Origin of the sequence: Zunongwangia sp. SCSIO 43204 (assembly GCF_019904275.1) — a bacterium.
Classification (GTDB): domain Bacteria; phylum Bacteroidota; class Bacteroidia; order Flavobacteriales; family Flavobacteriaceae; genus Zunongwangia; species Zunongwangia mangrovi.
In genome coordinates this window covers 1,550,327-1,575,050 of the sequence record NZ_CP063204.1, presented here as the reverse complement: position 1 = coordinate 1,575,050, position 24,724 = coordinate 1,550,327, and the positions used below count along the sequence as shown (strand labels likewise).

15 protein-coding genes are annotated in these 24,724 nt (G+C 37.2%); 4 read left to right on the top strand and 11 right to left on the bottom strand.

Annotated features, from left to right (window positions below; all coding sequences use genetic code 11):
• Window positions 1-4: 4 nt before the first annotated feature.
• From INR75_RS07070 to INR75_RS07025, 10 genes are all read right to left on the bottom strand, one after another.
• Complete coding sequence (locus tag INR75_RS07070; RefSeq protein WP_223091346.1) at window positions 5-1,537, bottom strand: SusD/RagB family nutrient-binding outer membrane lipoprotein; 1,533 nt, start codon at window positions 1,535-1,537, stop codon at window positions 5-7.
• Between the two features lie 11 nt (window positions 1,538-1,548).
• The gene (locus INR75_RS07065) at window positions 1,549-4,641 is read right to left on the bottom strand and encodes a SusC/RagA family TonB-linked outer membrane protein (protein ID WP_255584666.1); all 3,093 of its coding nucleotides are present in this window, start codon (window positions 4,639-4,641) and stop codon (window positions 1,549-1,551) included.
• A gap of 215 nt (window positions 4,642-4,856) precedes the next feature.
• Entirely contained in the window at window positions 4,857-7,097 is a 2,241-nt protein-coding gene (locus INR75_RS07060; RefSeq protein ID WP_223091345.1) for a GH92 family glycosyl hydrolase, read from the bottom strand.
• 171 nt (window positions 7,098-7,268) lie between these two features.
• The gene (locus INR75_RS07055; RefSeq protein ID WP_223091344.1) at window positions 7,269-9,596 is read right to left on the bottom strand and encodes a glycoside hydrolase family 20 protein; all 2,328 of its coding nucleotides are present in this window, start codon (window positions 9,594-9,596) and stop codon (window positions 7,269-7,271) included.
• A 104-nt stretch (window positions 9,597-9,700) separates the two neighbouring features.
• On the bottom strand, window positions 9,701-11,947 hold the full coding sequence (locus INR75_RS07050) for a GH92 family glycosyl hydrolase (protein ID WP_223091343.1): 2,247 nt from the start codon (window positions 11,945-11,947) through the stop codon (window positions 9,701-9,703).
• Between the two features lie 296 nt (window positions 11,948-12,243).
• Complete coding sequence (locus INR75_RS07045; protein WP_223091342.1) at window positions 12,244-13,371, bottom strand: putative glycoside hydrolase; 1,128 nt, start codon at window positions 13,369-13,371, stop codon at window positions 12,244-12,246.
• A gap of 40 nt (window positions 13,372-13,411) precedes the next feature.
• Window positions 13,412-14,467, bottom strand: coding sequence for a carbohydrate-binding family 9-like protein (locus INR75_RS07040; protein WP_223091341.1), 1,056 nt, complete (start codon window positions 14,465-14,467; stop codon window positions 13,412-13,414).
• A gap of 1 nt (window position 14,468) precedes the next feature.
• Entirely contained in the window at window positions 14,469-15,434 is a 966-nt protein-coding gene (locus INR75_RS07035) for a glycoside hydrolase family 130 protein (RefSeq protein WP_223091870.1), read from the bottom strand.
• Window positions 15,435-15,515: 81 nt separating this feature from the next.
• Window positions 15,516-17,402 carry a sodium:solute symporter family protein gene (locus tag INR75_RS07030; protein WP_223091340.1) on the bottom strand — a complete coding sequence of 629 codons (1,887 nt, stop codon included), beginning with the start codon at window positions 17,400-17,402 and terminating at the stop codon, window positions 15,516-15,518.
• A 9-nt stretch (window positions 17,403-17,411) separates the two neighbouring features.
• A complete protein-coding gene (locus tag INR75_RS07025; RefSeq protein WP_370629906.1) occupies window positions 17,412-19,661 on the bottom strand; it encodes a GH92 family glycosyl hydrolase in 2,250 nt (749 codons plus the stop codon).
• 248 nt (window positions 19,662-19,909) lie between these two features.
• On the opposite strand from INR75_RS07025, the gene INR75_RS07020 reads away from it, so the two are divergent.
• Entirely contained in the window at window positions 19,910-20,899 is a 990-nt protein-coding gene (locus INR75_RS07020; protein ID WP_255584665.1) for a sensor histidine kinase, read from the top strand.
• Window positions 20,896-21,615, top strand: coding sequence for a LytTR family DNA-binding domain-containing protein (locus INR75_RS07015; protein ID WP_223091338.1), 720 nt, complete (start codon window positions 20,896-20,898; stop codon window positions 21,613-21,615). Before INR75_RS07020 ends, INR75_RS07015 begins: the two co-directional genes overlap by 4 nt.
• On the opposite strand, the gene INR75_RS07010 is transcribed toward INR75_RS07015, so the two are convergent.
• Complete coding sequence (locus tag INR75_RS07010) at window positions 21,612-22,637, bottom strand: AraC family transcriptional regulator (protein ID WP_223091337.1); 1,026 nt, start codon at window positions 22,635-22,637, stop codon at window positions 21,612-21,614. The genes INR75_RS07015 and INR75_RS07010 overlap by 4 nt on opposite strands.
• Before the next feature lie 594 nt (window positions 22,638-23,231).
• Here INR75_RS07010 and INR75_RS07005 point away from each other — a divergent pair.
• Both INR75_RS07005 and arsS read left to right on the top strand, forming a co-directional pair.
• A complete protein-coding gene (locus tag INR75_RS07005) occupies window positions 23,232-23,567 on the top strand; it encodes an arsenosugar biosynthesis-associated peroxidase-like protein (protein ID WP_092540228.1) in 336 nt (111 codons plus the stop codon).
• Window positions 23,568-23,612: 45 nt separating this feature from the next.
• Entirely contained in the window at window positions 23,613-24,668 is a 1,056-nt protein-coding gene (gene arsS, locus INR75_RS07000; protein WP_223091336.1) for an arsenosugar biosynthesis radical SAM (seleno)protein ArsS, read from the top strand.
• Window positions 24,669-24,724 lie beyond the last annotated feature (56 nt).

The window sequence follows — 24,724 nt, the reverse complement described above, 5'->3', positions numbered from 1 at the left end:
TTTTCTATTGCTCTACATCCCACCAAATACGAGTGGTTAAAAGATCTGGACCTTGCGATTGTACTGCAGCATTATAATTCTCTGCATTAGTAGACTGCTCTGAAACCATGTAGGTTAATCGCCTTGGGATAGTACCATTAGTAACATTTCCTGGATAATTTACCGCAGTTAATGCCGGGTATCCACTTCTTCTCCAGTTAGAATAAGATTCTATTTCATTTAAGAAGGTTGCAGCCCAATATTGCGTATTGATCTGTTCTAAAGCATTTGCAGCATCGTAAGGATTTGCTGCAAGATAATCATCAATTTCAGCATCACTAATTACTGCGTCTGCAGAGTATAATTCCAGGTAATTCATTGCAGCTCTTACACCTGCATTATAATGAGCCTCTGCATCTCCACCTGCAATTCCCCATCTATAAGCAGCTTCGGCCATCATAAATTCAACTTCAGCATAAGTTTGAAAGAACATTGGTGCAGCCTCGCTAGTCATATAAAACCTATTAGGCTCAGAGTAATCCTGTGTATTACTTTCACCAGTTAAATCTCTTAGCATAGAATTGTCTAATCCATTAGGAAGCCCTCTTTGTGCATCTGGATCAAGACGCTCTTCAGCTGTTCTTGCATTATCATCTGAATCTGTTGAAGGTAGACTAGCATAAACTGTCAATCTAGGATCATCCTGCAAAAATTCGATAAATGTATCACTCATTCTAGGAGTTGCATCTGCGGTAAAAGTTTCTCCATTACCATTTTGAACGATACCATTTCCCTCTTCATGACGAACATAGGCAATATCATCATTAGACTCCATTACTCCACCTTCAATTGCTCTTTGTGCCCATTCTTGTGCCACAGCTTCGTCGACTTTGGTCATTCTCATAGCCAACCTTAGCATTAAACTATTCGCCCATTTTCTCCAAAGATCAATATCACCACCATAGATAATATCTGCACTACCTAAAGAACTGGTTCCCCCAGCTTCCAAAATGGCTACAGATTCCTGAAGTTCATTGAGCATATCTGCATAAATTTCTTCCTGCGGATCATAAGCTGGTCTCATATCTCCATCGATATAAGCTTTCCCTGCTTCAGAATACGGTACGTCACCATATAAATCTGTCATTTTTTGATATTCAAAAACACGCAATGTTCTAACAATTGCATAGTCTACAGAACTAGAATCACCAGCCTGCTCCAAACCAGCTTTCATATCTTCTATAGCTTTTATCGTTTGTGGATATTGCGAAGTCCAAAAAGCTTCTGCATAAGCTGTATTTAACAGGTATTTATCTCCACTCCAATAGGTCTCGGTATTGGCAATATGTTGCACCATGGTAGAAGAATAAATTAAATTAGCTCTCCATGATTCATAACGCTGACCAGATGCATATAACACTGCACTAGGAAATTTATAACTAAGATCAACCTCTGCAGCAGTGGTTGGATCTATATTGATCTCTTCGAAATTATCATCACAAGATTGTAACAATAAAATGCTTACCAAGAATAAGGCGGTATATATTTTATTTTTCATCAATATCATCTTTAAAATTTAATGTTAAGATTAAGACCATAACTTCTACTTGTTGGAAGTCCAAATCTTTCTAAACCTCTAGCTCCTCTACTGTTAAAGGAAGATTCTGGATCGATATTCTCTGTTTCTCTTTTGATAAAGAACAGGTTTCTACCAATTATTGAAACATTAGCACTATTTATAAAAGTGTTTTTTAAAAGGTCGCTTGGCAGACTATAACCTAAACTAAATTCTCTAAACTTGATAAAATCTGCATCCTGAATATGCTCTTCTGCAATCTCATATAATCTTTTATAGTAAGTTTCTACATTTTCTGCCGCGATCGTAGTTGAATAATCTGCACCTGAAGAATCAAAACCATCTATTTGAAGTCCGTTCTCTCTGCCTACTAAAGTATTTTGGCTAGCTCCATAATAGTTAGCAAATGCACTTGTTCCTGAATAAATTTCAGCTCCAAATTTCGCGTCGATCAAAAAGGATAGATTCCAATTCTTATATCTAAAATTGTTGGTAAGTCCCATTGCCCAAGGAGCAACTCCATTACCTAGTACTTCCTGTGGACCAACAGTTGGAGTTCCATTACTATCATACTGAATTCTTCCCTGCTCATCTCTAATATAAGTTGTCCCATAAATAGCTCCAAAAGGCTGACCTACGATAGCACCAGATTGAACGTTGGTTGCAGACGATCCATCAGGAAATAATGGATTACCGTCTTCGTCTGTTTGCACAACTTCGTTTTTATTGTATCCCAGGTTGTAAGAAACATTCCAGGTGAAGTTATCATTTTTTATTGGAGAACCAGATAATAGCATTTCAACACCATTGTTTGTTAACTCTCCAATATTAACTACCGCCGAGCTATATCCTGAAGCATTGGAAATAGTAATTGGTACAATGTCATCTGTAGTTTTATTGCTGTAATAAGCAAGGTCAAGACTTAATCTACTTTTAAACAACTGAAGATTTAAACCTATTTCATATTCTTCTTTAGAAAATGGTTTAAGATCCTGGTTCGGCAATCTATCATTACTAATTCTTCCTAACGGAACAGAAGCGCCAGTACCATTATAAGTGTCGAAAATTCCGTAAGCTAAAGCTAACTGATAAGGATCGTTTGCTCCACCAGCAACGTCAGAATAACCTAATCTTAATTTACCAAAAGTAATCCAATCTGGCATTTGGAAAGCATCGCTAAATACAAAACTCGCATTAGCAGATGGGTAGAAATAAGTATTAGGACTAGATTTACCTACAAGTGATAATGTAGAGAACCAGTCCTGACGACCAGTTATATTTAAGAATAAGAAATCATCATAAGAAAACTCTGTAGAAAAATATAATGAGTTTCTTTTTACCTGTGAAAAATCGTAGGTATAGTTCTTATTAGTAAGGTTATTGATGTCTTCTAAATCTGGAATAACAAATTCAGTCCCACGCAATTCAGTTCTTTCAATTTTTCTATCATTACTGTTTGCTCCAAGAATAACTTCTCCTGAAAATTTACCAAATGACTTATTGAATCCAAGCATTGCATCTGCATCAACCAATTTAGTATTATAGGTGATTTCAGACATTGCTCCTAATGGAATATATGCTGTACCAAATGGCTCAACTGAAGTAATTCTGGAAGTATACTGATCTAAACCAGCTCTTCCTAAAACATACATCCAATCTGTAACATCGTACCTTACAGTTGAAGAACCTATAAATCTATTTCTTAAACTGCTATTACTAAATTCATATGCAGACCAATATGGATTTTGGTGATAGGTACTACTCGAAACTCTATATTCTGTACCTGCATCGTTTACCCATGGTTTGTAATCTTCTACGTCAATGTTTGGTGGAGATAAAACTACAGCGAAATTGGCGTTACCAGGAGAATCAGATAACCTTGGTCTGTTCTTAACATCTTCAAGAACATATTTACCACTTACATCCAGGCTTAATTTTTCTGCCAACTGAACCCCTCCATTCAGCGAAAAAGACTTTCTGTTAAGCCCTGCATTTGGCATAACATCCTCATTACTTAAGTCTGTAGCCGAGAATCTAAAATTAAAATCCTCCCCAGCTTTGGTCACCGCTACAGTATTAGTAATCGTATGAGCCGTTCTATAAAATCTATCAAGGTTATTTCCCTGATCTATATAAGGTCTTTCTACTCCATCAAATTGCACAACATTAGAACCATCTAATCTACCTCCCCAGGCTTGCATTCCTGCAGAAAGAGCTTCTTGTGTAGTTTCTGGTGCAGCGCCATTATTACCCTGCCCAAATTGATTCTGGAAATCATAAATATCAGACATAACGCTTTCAAATAGTACAGAGCCAGAATATTCTACTCCAAAACCTTGTTGACCTCTTCCGGTTTTAGTATTGATCAAGATAACCCCGTTAGAAGCTCTTGATCCATAAAGTGCTGCCGCCGCACCACCTTTAAGTACACTAATAGATTCTACGTCGTCTGGGTTAATACTTGAAATACCATCCCCAAAATCTGATCCTCCCCATTGGCTGGCTGAACCTAAGTTAGTATTATCGATAGGAATTCCGTCAACTACATAAAGTGGTTGGTTATTACCCCCAACACTAGAAATACCACGAATTAAAACGTTACTGGTACCTGCAGGCCCCGTAGCTGCACCGGTTACATTTAAACCAGCAACTTTACCCTGTAAAGAGTTAATTGCATTTACCTGTTTTACATCAGAAAGTTCATCCCCTCCAACTTCAGTTAGTGCATAACCTAAAGCTTTTTCTGAACGTTTAATCCCTAAAGCCGTTACTACAACCTCATCTAAGGCCTCAGTATCTGTTTGCAGTGAGGCATCAAATTCTCCGGAAGCTACAGAAATTTCGAGCTTTTGATAACCCACCATAGAAAGCACCAATGTGGCGCCATCGCTAACAGTAATCGTATAATTACCATCAAAATCTGTTGAAGTACCGTTCGAAGTGCCTTTTTCTAAGACAGTAACTCCAGGCAAAGGCATGCCTGTTTCAGCCTCTGTAATGGTTCCACTTACTTCCTGCTGCTGAGCATTAGCAAGTTGGACAAACCCCATTACAAGCAAAAACGAAAAAATAATTCTTTTAATCATACTTGTAATTTAAATTTAGTTAGTGCATAAGCTAGCAATGATTTATTGCTAATTTTAAGTTAATAGGTTGATTAAGTTTTTTAATGAAAATAGATAACGACAAATATTGTTTTACTTGAGATTGCATTTTTTAAACACAAAAAACGTTTTCGAATAACATTAAAACTTAATTTTGAACTAAGTTAAAACAATAAATAAAAAAATCACACTATATATTAAAGAAACTTTATTTTTTTAGGAAAGTTACCTTTTGTTAAATTTAACATAGGTTTTTTGACCGACTTACCGTCTACCTGAAGGTGTAGATTCTTTTCAGAATTCGAATCATTCTCTATGATCAAATTCCCATTCTCGTAAAAATCTGTATTTAAATGAAGTATGATTTTATCAAAACTTGGAGATACGAAAGTATAAACGGGTTCTGCCGGAGTAATTGGATAAATTCCCATCATCGAATAGATCACCCAGGCACTCATTGTACCGGTGTCATCATTACCAGGAATTCCATCTGGAGAATTTTTATAATAAGTTTTAATCAATTCATGAATTTTTTCTGAAGCTTTGTATTCTTTTCCAGAAATAAAATTATAAAGATACCCGTACGCGAAATCTGGCTCATTCGCCATGTCGAATTGACCTTTTTCAAAAAGTTGATCTAAACGAGCTTCAAATTTGTTATTTCCACCCATCAATTTTTTTAGTCCGTTTACATCATGCGGCACCATAAATAGGTACTGCCATGCATTTCCTTCAATATAACCTGGATTATGAGCAAAATTAGCTCCAGCTAACGGATCGAATTCGGCAAACCAGCTGCCATCACTGTTTTTTGGTTGAATAAATTTAGTCTCCGGATTGTACAATTTCTTATACGACAATGAGCGCTTTAAAAATTGTTTGTAATCTTTCTTTTTCCCTAATTTTTTAGCCAACTGAGCGATGGCATAATCTGCAATATTATATTCCTGAGTGGTAGACACGGGCCCTTCAACCTTACCATCTACTCCTAAATAACCATTATCGATATATTCTTTTAAACCTGGTCGCAACGGATTATTGGTGGTATCTAATGCACTTTTCAGCATCGCTTCATACGCTTTTTCAACATCAAAATCGGTTAAACCACGTAAATACGTATCCGCTAAAACTACCGCCGCAGGATCTCCTACCATCGTAAAAGTTTCGGTTGAATTTAATTCCCACTTTGGCAACCATCCATTTTCATTATACATCTCTAACATCGATCTCACCATATTCAGCTGCTCTTCTGGATACAACAAACTCATTAGCTGATGATAATTACGATAGGTATCCCATAATGAAAAAGTGGTGTAACGAGTCCCTTCAGTCTTTCCAATTTTCCCTGTAGCGATTTCAGGATACTCACCGTTGATATCGTTTAAAGTATTTGGATGTATTTGTGTATGGTATAAAGCAGTATAAAAAATCGTTTTCTCATCGTTTGTTCCACCTTCAACTTCAGCAACCTGCAATTTCTTTTTCCAAGCATTTTTTGTTTCCGCTAAAACTTCTTCAAAAGTGGAATCTCCAACTTCTTTTGCTAAATTTTCACGAGCATTTTCAATACTTACATAAGACACCCCAATTTGAACTTCTACTTCTTGCGGCTCCTGAAAATCGTAAGTCATATACGCACCAATGCTATCGCCAACAACCTCTCTGGTAAATCCTTTTTTAATTCGGGTTTTCCCATTATATCCCATCCACTGGGATTCTAAACCTTCGTATTTATAAGGTGTTTTCCAAACGCCAAAATCATCGGCTGGTTTAGAGAATTTCGCCACAAAATATACTGGATAAGCAGCTTCTGCATTATTGTAACAAAAACTTCCTACCATTCGCATTCCTTCGATCTCATCTGGCCCAACCACATGCACCATAGCACCCTGCTCGTTGGTTAATCCAAGACCTAAATTCAGTAATACATTCGATTTTCCTGCCGGAAACGAATACCTGCTCACTCCTGCTCTCGTGCTTGCTGTGGCCTCAGCTTTTACATTGTATTTATCTAGCTCTGCCGAATAATATCCTGCTTCAGCAGTTTCTTCAGAATATGTCGTTCCGTACTCTATATGATCTGTTTCTAATTCTCCGGTTGTTGGCATGGTAATGATCACACCAAGTTCCGGGCAACCAACACCACTCATGTTTACATGACTAAAACCGGTTAAAAACTGATTTTCGTGTACGTATGGATTCGATAACCACTGACTATCTTTTTCCAGCGGATTTAGATCTATTCTCCCGGCAACGTTAAATGGCGATACACTTGCCATCCCTCTTGGCGCAATTGCCCCGGGATTTGTAGCCCCATAATTTGAAGTACCTATAAAAGGATTCACATACGGAAGCGGATCGAATCCTGTTTGTGCAGAAGCTATCTGAACACTAATAAATACAACTACTACTGAAAGAATATTTCTTACTAAAAACATCGAATCTTATATTTTAAAAAAAGTATTTCACTGCTCATTTATTTTGTCACCCTGAACCTGCCCGTCCGGCGGGCGGGCTTGATTCAGGGGCTCACATAGAAACTTCAACTGAAATTTCTGTGAGATTCCGGATCAGGTCCTGAATGACGTAGAGTCGCAAAGAAAACTATATTATTTTACCTGAATTTCATCTAAAAACAACCACGCACCGCCTCCATTAGGAGTTTTTGCTAATGGTTCTATACTTACTCTTACAAACTGAATATTTTCCTGAGTCTCAAATTTCAACTCAAAATTCTCGATTTTCGCCCCGGGATTGGTTTGATATTCTCTTTTTAAGAAAGCTACTTCTTTAAAAGTTTTTCCATCTTTAGAAACTTCAACTTTTAATTGCTGCGGAAAATAAATTCCGGTTCCCTGTTCCTCTAAACTCCCCACAACCACTTCATTTACCGTCATTGTTTCTTCCAAATCGATAGTTACAATTGCAGGATTTCCTATCCATCCCTGCCAGCGGCCATCTTTAAAATACTTACTCCCTTTTAAAACATTTACAAGCGCTGTTTCACCTGTAGAAGCATAACTTTTATTAAAAGGATATTTGTAAGTCACCGGTTTTCCAACAGCTTTGTGAAATTGAAAAGTTTTATCCATTACCGGTCCCATAACTTTAGCATTACTAAAAACAGCAGCTTTAATTTTAGTATCGGTATCTACTTTTATCTCGCTTTCGTAAACACTAGATTCCGCAGTAAGTTCTTCTTCGTTTAGGGCATACCTAATTTCAGTATTTGGAAACTCAGATTTTAATTTGATTGTAATTTCTCCTGTTTCCAGATCAATATCAGATTCTGGCTGAATTGCATATGCACTTTTGGCATAATTAATACCCATCACCTCAAAACGCTCCATCATTTTCCGTATTCTTACCGAGAAATCTTCCCAGCCTAATTGCTCCTCAGGACTCCAAACAACTTCAGCCATAGCCGCTAATCTTGGAAATAACATATATTCTGAATGTTCTTCTGTAGGTACATATTCTGCCCAAAGATTGGCCTGCCCACCAAGCACGTGCTTTTTCTGTTCGATACTCATCGAATCTAACACGGGTCTAAATTCATAAACTCTCTCTAGCGGTGTAAATGCGTTAAAAGCCACCGGCTCGTGATCTGGACTTCCCTGATAATAATCAAAATACAAATGGCTGGTTGGCGTCATGATCACGTCGTGACCTGCAGCCGAAGCTTCCCATCCTCCTTCAAAACCACGCCAGCTCATTACCGTTGCTTCTTCTGGCAAACCACCTTCTAAAATTTCGTCCCAACCAATCAGCGTTCTATTATTTTCATTCAAAAATTTCTCGATACGCTTCATAAAATAGCTTTGCAGCTCATCTGCATCGGCAAGACCTTCTTCTTTAATTCGGCGTTGGCAATCGGGACAGGTTTTCCAATTGGTTTTGGTAGCTTCGTCGCCACCAACATGAATATATTCTCCCGGAAACAATTCCATTACCTCGGTTAGCACTTCTTCTAAAAACTCGAAAGTAGATTCTTTCCCGGCGCAATAAATATCTGTAATTGGCCAAACTCCGCCAGAAGGAACCGCAATAGGTTCTCCCGTGCATGATAACCATGGATAAGCCGCGATCGCGCTCATCACGTGTGCCGGCATTTCGATCTCTGGGATTACACGAATTCCTTTTTCCTGCGCATAAGCCACAATTTCTTTAATATCTTCCTGAGTATAAAATCCGCCAAAAGTTGCTTCGGCATCAGGATCATTTTTGGTTCTCGCGTTCCAGTGGCTATCTTCCTGATCGACTCTAAATCCGCCGACTTCAGTTAATTTTGGATATTTTTTGATCTCGATTCTCCAACCCTGATCGTCCACTAAATGAAAATGAAACGTATTCAGTTTTAAAAATGCTAATCTGTCGATATGTTTTTTGATGTAACCTTTTCCGAAGAAATGACGTGAAACATCCAGCATATTTCCGCGATAAGAATATTGCGGTGCATCGCTAATTTCAACATTTGGAATATACCAGCCAATATTCGATATTTTCGAGGCACTTTCTATTTCCTTTGGAAGCAATTGGCGAATCGTCTCTAATCCATACACAAATCCCAGTTTAGAATTTGCCTCTAAAATCACGTTTTCTGAAGTTACTTTAAGCTGGTAAGCCTCTTTAGCGATTTCTGAATTGATTTTTAGCTGAATACTATTTTCTGAAGTTGCTTCTGCTGAAGTTTCCAACTCAAATCCGGCAGCTTTTTCAAAAAGATCATTCAAAATTGAAGAAACTGAGGCTAAACTATCCTGCGGAATGACAATTTTGGTGCTTTTGGTTACTTCAAAGCTTCCTTTATTAAGCTTTAGTGATTTTGGCTGCGGAATTAGCACTAAGTCTTCTTTTGCAAATGAAGGATTTTCTTTCTGGGCACAACCAATTGTGGCAAGCGCTATAAAAAGCAGTAAAATTTTAACCAATTTCATATAATCTTGATTTAAAGTATATTTTATTTATAAATGATCATACTAAACCAAACTTTCCGTCAGTCATGCTTGATTCAAAGTGACATTTACTTTTCGTTTTGAAATCAATATATCTTATTAGGCTGCGGAGTTTCTAAAACCCTGTCTACAGGTTCGCTGCTCATTTCGAATAACAATTCGCCTCCATCAACAATTTCTTCATGCGTAATATAAGCACGATCCAGCTCTTTTCCGTTCAATTTTACCTTTGCAACAAACTGATTTTCTTCAGCGAAATTCGATGTTTTTATACTGAATTTTTTACCGCCCGGCAGATTAATTTCAGCAGATTCAAATAAAGGAGCACCCAACATATAAGTTCCCTGCGCCGCATTTACCGGGTAAAATCCCATTGAACTAAAAATATACCAGGAAGACATTTGCCCACAATCTTCATTTCCGCAATGTCCGTTTGGTTCATTTTTATATTGCTCGCTTAGAATTTGCCGAACCAGTTTTTGGGTTTCAGAAGGTTTTCCAAGATAATCGTATAAATAAGCGACGTGATGACTTGGCTCATTTCCATGCGCATATTGCCCGATCATTCCCGTGCTAAAAATTGGCAATTTATCGTCTGCAGCCGGATTAAAGCTAAACATCGAATCCAGTTTTTGCGTAAAACGCTCTTCGCCTCCGGTAGTTTTTATTAAGCCCGGAATATCCTGCGGCGCAAACCAGTAATATTGCCACGCATTGCTTTCACTAAAATAATCGGAGTATTCCTTGCTATTAAATCCTTCGATAAATTCACCATTTTCGTTTTTTGCTCTAAAAAAACTGGTTTTAGAATCATAGGTATTTTTCCAGTAACCAGAGCGTTCTAAGAAGTATTGATAATCGTCTTCTTTCCCCAAATCTTTAGCAAACATTGCGATACACCAGTCGTCGTAAGCATATTCCAAAGTTTTAGAAACGCTCCAATCGCCTTCTTTATCTTCTGCCGGCACATAACCTTTTTCAGCAAAAACATCGATTTTTCTTGTGTTCGTCATTGCGCTGGCTTTACAGGCTTCATAAGCTAATTCAGCATCAAAATCAAAACCTTTAAAGTAAGCATCTACGATCACGGGAACCGAGTGATAGCCCAGCATCATATTAGTTTCGTTCCCTTGCATCGACCACACCGGCAACAAACCGGTTTCCTGGTAATGCGCCAACATCGATTTTATGAAATCTGGCACTCTTTCCTGCTGAATGATCGTATAAAGTGGATGCGCCGCTCTAAAGGTATCCCAAAGCGAAAAGGTGTCGTAACGATTAAAACCATCTGCATTTTCAATACTATCATTCGCGCCTTTATAATTTCCGTTAGGATCGCTTAGTAAAGTTGGCGCCAACATTGATTGATACATCATCGTATAAAATATCGATTTTTGATCGCTATTTGATGTCTCAATTTTTATCTTCTGAAGTTCTTTTTCCCAGACATCATTGGCTTCTTGGCGGTATTTATCGAAATTAAAGTCGGATGCTTCCTTCTCTAAACTAGCATAAGCGCCTTCAATATTTGCTGAAGAAACTCCGGTTTTAACCACTATTTGCTCTTCTGAAATTGTCTCGTAATTCAGGATGATTTTGGTATTTTCAGCAGTGATTTCTTTTGCTGAAATTTTCGCTCCATTTTCTAAAATTTCAAAATCCTGAAAGGCTTTAGAAAACTTCATCACAAAATATACACGCTGATCTTTTGCCCATCCGGTGGATTTTCGATAACCTTCGATAACCGAATCATTAACTACTTTAAGATGAGTTTCTGTAGCGCGATCCCAGTTTAAAGCATAACCAAGGTCGACATGAATTTGCGATAAAGAATCCTCTGGAAAAGTAAAGCGCTGAATCCCGGTTCTTGGTGTAGCGGTAAGTTCAGCTTTAATGTCGTAATCTAAAAGTTTTACCGAATAATATCCAGGTGAAGCTTCTTCCTGTTCGTGATTAAACTTTGAAAATGGCTTATGATTATTCTCTGGAATACGTTCTGAAAACTTACTATTGGTTGGCATCACTAAAATATCGTAAAGATCGCCGGCACCCGTACCTGTTAAATGCATATGTGAAAAACCGGTAATGATCGAATCCTGATAAAAATATCCGGCGATACGATCCCAGCCGCCAACACCAATATCCGGACTTAACTGCACCATTCCGTAGGGCGTGGTCGCTCCGGGATACGTGTTTCCCGGACCATCTGTCCCGATAAACGGATTTACAAATTGCGTAAGTGGCTCTTCTGATGTTTTACCGACTTCAGTTTCCTCTGTTTTGCAGGAAAAAATCGTCATTAAAACAGCGATTCCTAAGAATTTTAATTTCATTTTTTTAAGCGATTGCCCTTCAGCGATAAGCTGTCAGCTTTTAGCCATCAGCTTCTAATTTCTCTTACCTAAGTAAGTTTTCTGAAAGTGTAAAGCTACAAACCGAGAAACCTCAGCTTATAGCTTATTAATTTGTTTAATAAAAGCAAGTAGCTAAAATTCAAAATTCAGCATTCAAAACTTAAAATGATAAGTCCTGATTCTTGCTTCCTATCTCTTCTCTAGTCTAATTTCTATAATCTAAATTCTAACATCTAACAGCGAAGCGATCTAAAAATCTAACTTCTCAATTTCAATTATTCTTCACTTGCTGCTTTAACCGCTGCCAGTTTTTCTGGAGTAAATGCATTACCATCAAAGAAAGAAACACCTTTTGCTCCGTTTGCTTTTGCCTGGTTAATGGCTTCGGTTACTTCTTCAGGAGACATTTCAGGAATATAGATTCCGGTATGTAATTCGGTATTCTTAGCTTCCAGATTCTGTACACCTTGTTTTGTAGCAAAACCAATCCAATCTATTTCTTCGTTATAGAAATTGTTGTAGATCATTGGCAGCACATAGTCGATATCCCATTTATCCCAACGCTGGCGAACCATATGATCTGCCATTTCTGGATAAGGGAATACTGCCGCGCTAAGCTCTTTGTTATTTTCGTGAACGATTTTATAAGCATCGTTTACCAGATCTCTTATTCTATTTAAACGGAATTGTTTCCACTCCATATCGATCTGTGGATCGTCTGTATCTCTAGGATCTTTGTGATGCATCTCTTTAAACTTAGCGATACAAACATCACAATAACAGAAATCATATTCTGGCATTTCTGTAGTTTGATCCAAATCGTACTTAGGTAACAAAGCAATCGGAAGGAAGATATCCGGGAATCTTATATAATCTAAATGTACCGTTTTTACATCTTCTACTTTTGCCAGTCCTTCTACCAAACTCAAAATATGGTTTCGTGATTCTTCTCTGGTTGGGCACAACCACTGGTAATAATCTACATAAGGACGATTATCGTAACAAGATTCACCATTACGGCTTACCTGGTACCAATCTGGATGTTGTAAAGCAACTTCGTCCCCTGGGCGATTTACTGCCATGATCCAGGCATGAACTTCTAAACCTTCAGATTTGGCAAGTGGCGTTAAACGAGAAAGCAATTCTGGATCTGTATCAGTATTAATTAAAACTGCATCTAATCCATTCTCTTTATATTTTTTGAATTCTTCAGTATAAGATTCATCCGTTCTGCTGGCGTCTGCGGTGATCCACGTCCAGTATTTAAAATCTGAATCTTCAGTAGTTTCTGCAGTTTCTTCGTTAGCTTCCGCAGTATTTGCTTTCGCTTTTTGCATATTATCTAAACACGAAATGGTCGAGAAAGCGACCAATATCGAAAACAATAAAAATCTAAATTTCATACGATTAAGGTTTGTTGAAATTGCCCAATCTGGGCGGTAATTATTTGGTTAATTGAATAAAGGATCCATCTTCTTTAATTAGGTATTTTTCTCCTGAAAAAGGACTTTCTACACTAATATTATATCCTGAAGAATGGACTTCTATTTTCGGATTTAATTCTTTATTTAAAACTGAAACAGGCGAATCCTGAAGTTTATCTACAGTATTTGCCCATTTTTGATGTTTTGAGTAATAATTTTTTTGTGCTCTGTATAACGAATACATCGCCCAGCGAATATGCTCGTCTTCAGGAATCTGAAATTCGATATTTTCTGAAGCTTTTTTGTCGCTAAAAAACACATATCCCCAATGCTCTGGCTCGTGCATATTAATTACACCCTGTGGTGACCAAACCCAGTTATATTCTGGCAGATATTGGCCATTTTCATCTTTCTTTCTTGAATAGCGACCATCTCTAAGATCGTGATCCCAGTTTACACGAGAAAAATTAACACGCCAAAAATCATTCTTCGGAATTTTACCATTTGCACTCGCTTCGGTTAAAGCATCCCAGGACATGGCAATTTCTACTTCCCAATATTGATCTTTATCTGAAGCATCGTTTAAAGTACCTTCAATATTTACGGCAGATTTAATTCCGTTAATATCCCAATGATCGATCGCCGGCCCGCCTTCGCGATATGCCTCGATAAGCATTAAATCCCAAACAGTATTTAAAGCATTTACTTCAAACTCCATGTATTTTTGGGTATCCCCATCGGGATCTATAAAAACTTCAAAATCGTTATTATAGAAAATCACCGTATCACGCTGCTTTAAAGTTCCCCAGATATGTGGTTCTTCTAATTTGGCATAGATATAAAAATACTGGTCGTCCCAAAGCATTTTTGCATTGGTTTTATACTTCGGGACCTTATCACCTTCAATATCGATAAAATCGGCTGTCCATTTAGCCTCTTTCCAGCTTGCTTCATCAGCTTTACCGTCTATAACAATTTCTTCTGAAGTTTTATAGGACACGTAAGAACGTGGCGGCCCTTGCGCAAAAGCATTTATACAAAAAAGAGATCCAAAAATGGCTAAAATCGATTTCATTTTATAAGCTATTATTTTTTACAAAGTCTACTACTTCGCTAATTTTACCATAAGCAACGCCTGTGCAGGTATCTGCTGCCCCGTAATACAAAGCTAACTTATCTTCTTCATGCGAATGCAAGGTAGCGCAAGGAAAAACTACATTTGGCACATCCCCTGTCATTTCGTAAAGTTCAGCTGGAGCTAATAAATAAGGCTGCGAACGGTATTTTACTTTATCGGGTTCGTTTTCATCTAAAATGGCTGCACCAACCGAATATCTAAATCCGTTACAGGTAGAGATAACACCGTGATAGAATAACAACCAACCTTCATCTGTTAAGATCGGCACCGGGCCAGCGCCGATCTTTGTGCATTGCCATGCACTTTGTTCAAACGGAGCAACTTTCATAACACAACGATGTTCACCCCAGTATTTCATATCTGGACTGTAGCTAATGTAAATATCACCAAATGGCGTATGTCCATTATCACTAGGCCGGCTTAACATTGCATATTTACCGTTGATCTTTGTAGGGAACAAAACTCCGTTTCTGTTAAAGGGCAAAAAAGCGTTTTCACACTGAAAAAATTCTTTAAAATCGAAAGTGTAAGCGATACCAATTGTAGGGCCGTGGTAACCATTACACCAAGTAATCCAATAACGATCTTCGATAAAGGTAACACGAGGATCGTATTTATAATCTGAATCGATCATTTGGGTATTCCCTGCCTGCATTTCGATGGGCTCATGGTTAATATCCCAATTGATACCATCTTTGCTAAAGCCTGCAAAAATGTTCATTTGCACAGCTTTGTTATCACATCTAAAAACCCCGGCAAATCCATCTTCAAAAGGCACAACAGCACTATTAAAAATACTGTTTGAAGTAGGGATAGCATATCGATCGATAATAGGGTTTTCGCTATGTCTCCAAAGTACATCGTTACAATTCTCAGGTTTATCCTGCCAAGGTATATTCTTCATCATCTTCTTTATTTTGCTCGAATTTTCGAGATTTCTATTATTTTCTTCCTGATGTCTTATCAGGATACTTTTACTTCTTAATTAAATTTCTTCTTCGCTGGTCTCCAGATTTTTCACTTTATCCAGCCAGGTAAACTTCAGTATTAAACTGGTTAATACAAAAACGGCTACAGCCATCCAGGTTTTACTATAATCTCTCACCACCAAAAATATTGGCAATAAGATCATACTCGATTGCCAGATGATCCCAATAATACAATTGAACATATCCAGCCAAAATTCGTTGTTTTTCTCTATTTTTTCTTCGGAATAATGATCTCTAACCGGCTTCCACCAACCCCAGGGATGTACATTGGTGTAAAATGACTTTAAGGTCGCCATATCTGTAGGCTTGGTTAAGAAAGTTCCTAACAAAGAACCTATTAGCGAGAAGCCAAGAATTATTGGAAATAAATAGATCGCCGGAATTTCTGAAAGGTCATGCAGTAAAGTTCCTGCTTCTAAGTTCGCTTTATTTTGATCTAAGAAAAACTGAAGCGTTGCGATAATCAAACCTGCTAACATTCCCCAAAAATATCCCCAGCCATTAAAACGCCACCAAACCCATTTTAAAAAGTTTGCGGCAACGTAACCACCATAAAGTGCGCTGGTGATCCAAAGCGTGATCGAGTTTATAGAATCTGCAAAAAAGCCCATAATAACACCAAGGATAACTACACCAAAAGATGCAATATGACTCGCTTTTACATAATGCCTGTCTGAAGCTACCGGTTTAAAGTATTTCTTATAAATATCATTTACGATATATGCCGGCCCTGCGTTTACAAAAGCAGAGAAAGTAGACATAAACGCTGCTAATAATCCTGCAAGCAACAATCCTTTGATCCCAACCGGAACATGATTATTGATCACTTTTGGTAAAACAACTTCCAGGTCGTTACCGGTTACTGCACCAGTTCCTACCATTTGTGGCGCGATAAATACCAGCCCGATCAAAACGATACCACCTATTAAAAGATAACGTGGAATAAATAAAACCAGGTTTGTAAAACCACTCATATATGCTGCGTCTTTTACATTTCTGGTAGAAAGAATTCGCTGCATATCGTAACCCGGAGTTGGCCCTGCTACACTTGAAAAGAAACCTTTAAAAAGCGTCATCCCAATAAAAGCACCAAACATTTTATAACCCTGTGTATCTATAAGTCGGTTAAATTCTTCATAATCCCCAGACCAAAACCCGGTAAGTTCATTTCCGAAGAAAACATTTTTCCACTCATCAGGGATCAATTGATTCACCTCTGTATCTGTAAATGCATAAAAGGTATACCCGGCAACTAAAATTCCGGCAACAACCATAATTAGATATTGCAAAACTTCAGTAGTAACTACAGAGAACATTCCTCCTTTTATGGTATAGATCGTTGTAAAAAAGATGATCAATAACGCATAAGTTTGTTCTGAAGTTAGCAAGGTAGTTTCAGCAATAGAGAGACTCATATCCCAAGGAAGGATCACGGTCATAAATTTCCCGGCACCTTCAAAAAAATAGGCAATAAAACCTATCGAAGCGACTACAGCAAAAATGGCTACGATCAAATGCGAAGCTCTTCCTGCTTTATCGTCACCAAATCGGGTTAAAATCCACTCAGATCCCGTCATTACTTTAGATCGCCTAATCCAAACCGCCAGGAACATCATTACAAAAACCTGGTTCCAGATAGGCCACATCCACATAAACATGAAACTTTTCACCCCGTATAAGAACAGGATTCCTACCATCCAGGCGGTACCAGAAACATCGAACATCCCAGAACCATTACTTAATCCCAGATAATACCATTTTATAGTTTTTCCTCCTAAAAAGTAAGAATCTAAACCTTTGCTGGCTTTTTTAGAGACCCAAACACCTACTCCCAATGTTAGCAGGATATAAAGGACAATTATAATTACATCTACTATATGCATTAATTCTGTTTATTTTTTGGCTACACCCCAGTTTTTATTCGGTTCGCTTCCCATTACAAATTCTAAAGTTCCACCAGCAAGGATCTGCTCGTGAGAAATTGTGGTAGTATTAAATTCTTCTCCGTTAAGTTTAGCCGATTGGATATAAAAATTTTCTGGAGAAACATTTTTAGCTGTGATCACAAACGTGCCACCATCTTTAAGATTGATCGTAGATCTTTCGAAAATTGGTGTTCCAATTTCGTAGGCCGCACTAGCTGGACTAAAAGGATATAATCCCATAGCACTTAAAACGTACCATGCAGACATTTGCCCGGCATCTTCGTTACCTGAAAGTCCGTTTGGAGTGGTATTGTATTGTGTATTTAAGATCTCGTGAACATAATATTGAGTTCTCCACGGTTTACCTGCTTTATTGAATAAATAAGCGATATGATGACTTGGCTCGTTACCATGAGCATATTGCCCAATTAATCCTGAAATATCTGCGGAAGTATGCTCTCCCGTAATTTCTGAACTTTCGTTAAAAAGCTGCTCTAATTTTTCAGTAAATGGCTCGGCTCCACCATGAAGTTCAATTAAACCTTCTGGGTCGTGAAGTACGAACCAACTGTGCTGCCACGCATTACCTTCAGTATAATCTGTATTTACACGGTGCTGCGAATGCTTAGGGTCGAAAGGTAAATGCCATTCTCCTTTAGCAGACTTTCCTCGCATAAATCCGGTTTCAGGATCAAAAAGTTTTTTATAAGATTCTGCTCTTTCAGAGAAATATTTATAATCTTCCTGCTTATCTAAAGCTTTGGCCATTTGCGCTACACACCAGTCGTTATAAGCATACTCTAAAGTGCTGGTTACAGATTCGTTTCCTAGATCGAACGGAATATAACCGTGTTCTTTTAGTTCTTTAAGTCCGCGCTGATCTTGCATCATTGTAGATTTTAGAGCTTCAAAAGCACGCTCTGCATCAAAACCTTCGATTCCTTTAAAATAAGCTTCAACAATAACGGGAACCGAGTGATAACCGGTCATGGTATTAGTTTCGTTTCCATAAAGTGTCCAAACCGGCAAAGTTCCGCTTTCATCATAATACGCCAACATCGAGTTGATGATATCTGAAACTTTTTCTGGTTCAGTAATCGTTAGCAAAGGATTTTCTGCTCTAAAGGTGTCCCAAAGTGAAAGTGTAGAATAAGTTGTTCCTTCAGCACTGACAATACTATCGTTCTGTAATCGAAATTTGCCATTTTTGTCACTAAATGTTACCGGCGATAACTTGGTGTGATAAAGTGCAGTGTAGAACATTTCCTTTAAAGAATCTACCGGAGTCTCTACGATAATATCTGAAAGTGCTTCGTTCCAGGTTTCTTTAGATTCGGCTTTAATTTCTTCAAAATCGAAATTAGCATCGCTATCCAGGTTTTCAATAGCATTTTCTAAACTTACAGAAGATAAAGCTACTGCAACCTGAAGATTTTTATCTTCGGTATCAAAATATAGTTGCGCAGAAGTTTTCTTTCCTTCAACTTCAGATGCTTCAGAAAGTTTAGCTTCAGCATACATTTCAGAATTAATTATCGGCTTAGAGAATTTAGCTACGAAAAATACTTTTTGATTTTTTGCCCAACCTGTGCTGTGACGATATCCAGTAATGGTAGTTTCGTCTTCTATTTTTATTGAAGTCTCTGTTGGCTCGTCCCAGTTAATTGTAAATCCAAGATCGATCACTACAGATTGTTCTTCTCCTTCTCCAAAAGTATAATTATGGTATCCAGTTCTTAACGATGAAGTAAGTTCTACATTAATATCGAAATCTTCTAAAAACAACTGGTAATAGCCAGGTTTAGAAGTTTCGTTATCGTGAGAATATTTAGAAAGATAAGGAATATCGTTTCGTTCTTTTACCGTTGTTGTAAGGTCGATCTTTTTATTTACCGGCATAAAAAGAAGATCGGCAAGATCTCCAATCCCTGTTCCCGATAAATGTAAATGACTAAAACCTGCGACTAAAGAATCTGAATAATGATAGCCAGAGCACCAATCCCATCCACTTGTTCCGTTATCTGGACTTACCTGTACCATCCCAAATGGCCGGCTGGCTCCCGGAAATGTGTGACCATGTCCTCCGGTGCCTATAAATGGATTTACAATACCAACTAAATTTTCATTTTTTGGCGTTTCTTTTAGATTTTCTTCTGCCTCATTTTTACAGGAAATTAAGAGTAGAAAAGAGGCGGTTAGTGTGCAAAATCGTTTTATCACAACTTTAGTTTTTTCGGATTAATCGTTGAGTTACCCCAACTTCTAAGCTAAATATTTATATATTCATCAATTATTAAAAAGATATTAGACCAATGACATATCTGAACGGACAAACAACGAAATAGTTAAGAAAAATATAAAAATTGGCTGACACAAAATCCATAAAAAACCTGTTTAGGCTTTCTAAATTTTCTGATTATGAAATAAAGAGCGTACATCATCTCATATTTTGGAGTACCTACTTTATGTTCAATACTTTAAGATGGGGAAGCTACTACGAAGATTATGCGCTTTCTATAAAAGGAAATCTGCTAGGATTCCCTATCCATATGTTTTTGTGTTATTTCACCATCTATTTCTTAATTCCCACGTTCATTTATAAACGAAAGTTCATACTTTTTACTATCACGCTAATAGCTACAATTTTTTGTATGGTAATCATCAAATTTGAGCTTACCTACTTTTTAATTAGTAATAATGTATGGCCAGAGGGACCAGAAACACATTCGCTCACGGCCAATTATGTAATCCAAATGATGCTGGGAGAGCTGTATGTTATTTCTTTTGTGACTGCCATAAAGATCACTATCGATTATATTTCTACTAACCAAAAAGCAGCAAAACTAGAGCAGTCTAAATTAGAAACCGAACTTCGATTCTTACGATCCCAGATCTCTCCGCATTTCTTTTTTAATACTTTAAATAACATTTATGCGTTAACTCTGGAAAAATCGAATAAAGCTCCAGATGTGGTTCTCAAACTTTCAGAGCTTATGCGCTACCTGCTTTATGAAACAAAAAATAAAAGACAAAGCCTGGAAAAAGAAATTTTGTGTATCCAGAACTATCTAGACCTGGAACGTATTAGGTACGGAGATAATCTTGATGTAAAAATGGAAATCTCTGGAGACATTCAGGGTAAAGAACTTTCTCCCATGTTATTGATTCCTTTTGTAGAAAATGCATTTAAACATGGGGTTAATGAAAATATTGGTAATGTTTTTATTAAGATCATACTGAAAATCGAAGAGGATTTTCTTTATTTTGAAGTCGCGAACACTATTTCTCAAAAAAGGAAGAAGAAACTCCCAAAACAACTTAAACCTAGCGGAGGAATAGGCATAGCAAACGTGAAGAAGCGTTTGGAACTTGGGTACACCAAGGAAGAATACAAGCTTGAAATTGGTCAAAATAACGGTCAATTTTTAATTCAATTAAAACTGAAACTAAAATGAGTCTTTCCTGTATCATAATTGATGATGAACCTTTAGCAATAAAGGTGATAAAAAACTATGTGGAACAGATCAAAGAGCTTTCCCTACAAGCTACATTTACAAATGCTGTAGACAGCATGAATTTTATAAAAGAGAACAAAGTAGATTTACTTTTTCTAGATGTAAATATGCCGCTTTTGGATGGATATAGCTTTTTGGAAAGCCTGCCACACAAGCCAAATGTAATTATCACAACAGCACATGCAGAGTATGCTGTAAAAGGCTATGAATTAGAAATACTGGATTTTTTAATAAAACCCATCCCATTCCCTCGATTTTTAAAAGCAGTAAATAAAGCTTTAAAACTGAAAAACGAGAGTCAAAATTCAACAAAATCGAATACTGAAACGCTAGAACATATTTTTGTAAAGGTCGATAAAAAACGCATGCATAAGATCTACCTAAAGGATATTCTAGTGATCGAAAGTTTAAAAGACTATATAAAGATCATTACCGCTACAGATAAACATATCGTTCATCAAACCTTAAGTAGTTTTACTGAAAGTTTACCACAGGATCGATTTATAAGAATTCACCGTTCGTACACGATAGCAATTCCAAAAGTTGAAGCTATAGAAGGAAACAGTTTAGAAATTGGCGGAAGTCGCTATACGATTGGTAGAAGTTACATTAATGAAGCCAAAGAGGCGATCTTAAAAAATGGAGATCGGGATTAATCTAGATCTTGTTTAGAACCCGACTTTAAAAAGTACTTGGGACTTACCCCATATTTCTCTTTAAAGATCTTAGAAAAATAGCTGCGATTATTTAAACCTATGGCCACCACGATTTCAGAAATATTCTTATCGGTGCTCATCAACATTTGCTTAGCTGCTTCTAATTTTCTATGCTGAATATATTTATTTACCGTAAGATCGTAAACATGCTTAAAACCTTCCTGTAATTTATTTACGTTGGTACCGGCTTCTTTCGCTAATGCTTCAACGGTAAGATTAGAAGCCAGATCGCCTTCAATTCGTCTTGCTACATAATTTACTTTTTCGATATCAGATTTTCTAAGGATCTGTGGTAATTTATCTTCAGCTTCATCATCCTGATATTGGGCAATTTGCACCACCAACATTTCAAAAGCTTTTCCTTCAAGAAAGATAGAACGTAAAAATCCGGTAAATTCTTTAGTGGCGATCTCATCCATAAGATCAGCCGATTTGATACTGTAATTTCCCTGATAGAAAAATTCTTTTTCAGAAACCTGATCTTTAAAGATCTCTTTTAGCTCTGGCTCTATATCCTGAAACTGATAATTATCTCGATGCGAAAAAATAGAGCGTATAATCTCTAAACTAGAGACATGGGTTGCTACATTTTTTTTAAAACTAAGCACATGCCCCCTGTAACCACTACTGGACACAATGATATTTTGAAAACTATCTATCGTGACAACATTCTCTGAATTTTCAAAACAATGATCTACACTTCCCTGAGAACAAAAAATAAACTTTAAAGGATGAACACTATTTAAGGTAAAATGAATATTAATATCCTCGTAGAACTTACAATTATAAGTAATAATACCAATCCCAGAATCAAAACTGCATCCTCTAATATAACCTTCTCCCAATTCTGACGGAATTTCGAGCATAAGTTCACCTGCTCCATTTTTTACAGGTGCATCTATACATTTTGAAATATCGCCTATTATGTCATTAACCGGTAAAGTATTAACGTCTATTCTCATAAATCTGCAGCTCTTTTAAAAACAAGCAGCCCGTGTTTTGATGGTTAGTTTTCTATTTGTAAACGCTTAAATAAGCGTTACAACAGGTAAAATTAATATTTGAAGACAATTATTCTTAGCGTTTGTTAAAGTTGTGTGTTATCAACTATTAGTTATGTGAAAAACGTTATTCATCGCCATATGTCAATAATACCGGCACATAAGCCGTCATCTTGACGAAATCTATTCTAATGATGTTCGATTTGTATACTTGCCTCCGCTCTAATATAGTTAAAATTAATCCAACATTAACAGTTTTAGTGCAGCTTTCATTAACTTTTACTTAACGGTTTACCATATTTCAGCTTATCAAAGCATCAAATTTTATTGAATTCTGAATAAATTTTCAATACCTGTGTTTTATAATTTCCCACTGCACTTTACTGTTCATCTTGATATCGAGTTGCTCTTTTTAATGATGAGAATGCATAAATTGTATCTTTACGCAAACTAGCTCGGGGCAAGCCCTCGACGCACTCGTTGGAAACAAATTTTTAATTTCGCGGCAGGCCTTGGGGCATTAAACCCTTTGGCGGTGCCAATAAAAACTATTTTATGTCTAAATCTTATTATGATCCGGCCGACTTAAGGAAATTTGGTGAAATTACAGAATGGAGCGAAGAGCTTGGGAAAAAGTTTTTTGATTACTACGGAAAAGTTTTTGAAGAAGGAGCACTTTCTGCCCGTGAAAAATCACTTATCGCTTTGGCTGTTTCGCATGTGGTAAAATGCCCCTATTGCATCGATGCCTATACCAAAGATGGCTTACAACGCGGCATTACAAAAGAAGAAATGATGGAAGCCGTTCATGCCGGTGCTGCCATAGAAAGTGGCGCGACTCTTGTGCATGGTGTACAAATGATGAATAAATACAAAAAGCTTAGCATGTAAACCAAAGCTAATCTTTTCGTCTAAACCAGCGTACAACATTTTTATATGTCTCTAAAATCCCTAAAAGCAAGAGAAGACGATCTATCCAGCCCGCAACGACAACTGGAACTATTAAGTGAAGGAATTTTTGAAGAAGGAGAGCTTCCAACTTTTAAAGATAAAATTGCAGAAAGTGGTCATTTTCCGCTTAAACCCAAAAAACTGGAAATATTGCAACTAAACCTTGGTTATATGTGTAACCAGGTTTGTTCGCATTGCCATGTAGATGCCGGGCCAGATCGTAAAGAAATAATGACGAAAGAAACCATGCAGCAATGCCTGGAAGTCATTAAAAATACCGGAGCGCATACTTTAGATCTTACCGGCGGTGCGCCAGAAATGAATCCCAATTTTAGATGGTTTGTAGAAGAAGCTTCTAAAGCAGGGATCAAAGATTTTATCGTAAGATCTAATCTTACCATCATTTTAGCGAATAAAAAATATCACGATTTACCCGATTTCTTCAAGAAACATAATGTTCATGTGGTTTCTTCTCTTCCTTTTTACAAGCGGGAGAAAACAGACAAACAACGCGGAAACGGAGTTTTCGATAAATCGATAAAAGCGCTTCAGCTTTTAAATGAAGTGGGTTATGCACAACCGGGCAGCGATCTTAAATTAGATCTGGTTTATAATCCATCAGGTGCATTTTTACCTACCAACCAGGCAGCGATGGAAAATGATTTCAAGAAAGCGCTAAAAGAAGATTTCAATATCGATTTTAATAGCCTTTTTGCGATCACAAATCTTCCGATAAGCCGATTTTTGGAATATTTAATTGCTTCAGAAAATTACAAAGATTATATGTATTCTTTGGTCGATGCATACAATCCCGCTGCCGTCGAAAATGTAATGTGTACCAATACGATTTCGATTAGTTGGGATGGCTGGCTTTATGATTGCGATTTTAATCAAATGTTGGATCTTAAGGTAAATTCTAAAGTAAAACACATTAGCGAGTACAACGAAGATTTGCTAAATGATCGAAATATCATTATTTCTCAGCATTGCTACGGCTGTACCGCCGGTGCAGGAAGTAGTTGCCAGGGTTCTACGATCTAATTTCACTCAAAATACAAGTTCTTTTTAAAGAAATATTTTCTAGCTTTTCTGATGTA